Here is a 1,188-nt window from a genome sequence, read left to right as displayed (position 1 = left end):
CCAAAGGAGCACTTAGGTCTACCCAATAAAGAAGATGTGAAAACCGGCTTGATAACCTACAAACTGGCTGCGCACGCGGCGGATTTGGCCAAAGGGCACCCGGGCGCGCAAGTTCGTGACAACGCATTGTCTAAAGCTCGTTTTGAATTCCGTTGGCAGGATCAATTTAATCTCTCGCTCGACCCCGATACGGCACGTGCATTCCACGATGAAACCCTGCCACAAGAGTCGGGCAAGGTTGCGCATTTCTGTTCGATGTGTGGCCCCAAATTCTGCTCGATGAAGATTTCGCAAGAAGTTCGTGAGTATGCTAAAGGGCAACAGGCTGAGGAAGGACAGGCGATAGCAGTTAAGCTGTTGGATGACCCATTGGAAGGGATGAAACAAAAGTCCGCGGAATTCAAAGCGTCGGGTTCGGAGTTGTACCACCCCGCAGTGAGTCATGAAGAAGTGGCCGAGGGTTAACAATGAGACTGCTGATTCCTTCTGCCATTATTGAGCTGACGGGAGAAATTCAGCAGTGTTTGCTCTTGGCAAAGCAGCAGCTTGCCATTGACCATATAGAGTTGGCGTTAGCCCAACTCGTACACTGCAACTGATTTCTTCAGCCAAAACGGTCGTATTCGAAACGGATCTTATCCATAACGACAGTCGTCATCTCGGCGCGTATGACTTTGCGCTTCATTATCATCATTCGCTTGCTCTCACAGACGTATCCACCTATTTGGGTTCAGGTCGCAATGCCAAGACTCTGTTGATCAATTTGCGAGGGGAGCAAGGTGAAGTGTTCGATGTCTGGCGACATCCTTTAGCCGAYGAAACTCGCGCACTACGATATTCATTACTCCCAAACTATCCGCAGAACAATAGTGTGGAGTCGAACTATCGACATTTGGCGTGGGTGGTCACGCTCAGCGCACTTGATTTTCCAATCGAAGATTGCCTGACTTTGGCACGTGCGATGTTGAATTGTTCACGTGAACATGGGTGTCGGATTTTGCTTTGTTTCCTACTCCAGTGTTGCGCCTGGATGAGCTCGGTATCTTACCAAGCCACAGTATTGAAGCGTTAACAAAAGCGTTTCCGCGGATTAGCGCTCAACAGTTAGGGCTCTATCCCGTGGTTGACGATGTCAGTTGGATCGAGAAGTTATTGCCTTTAGGAATTAAAACGGTCCAATTGCGGATT

2 protein-coding genes and 1 pseudogene are annotated in these 1,188 nt (G+C 49.1%); all 3 read left to right on the top strand.

Annotated features, from left to right (window positions below):
- Positions 1–465, top strand: a 465-nt coding sequence (locus CIK04_RS22455) for a phosphomethylpyrimidine synthase ThiC (RefSeq protein WP_176463402.1), incomplete at its 5' end; no start/stop codon positions are given.
- A gap of 2 nt (positions 466–467) precedes the next feature.
- A complete protein-coding gene (locus CIK04_RS33490) occupies positions 468–599 on the top strand; it encodes a hypothetical protein (RefSeq protein WP_325205735.1) in 132 nt (43 codons plus the stop codon).
- A gap of 388 nt (positions 600–987) precedes the next feature.
- A pseudogene (thiE, locus tag CIK04_RS33485) lies at positions 988–1,188 on the top strand (thiamine phosphate synthase); the annotation flags it as partial.

Source organism: Vibrio sp. 03_296 (assembly GCF_002265885.1).
This window is presented reverse-complemented; position numbering and strand designations above follow the sequence as displayed.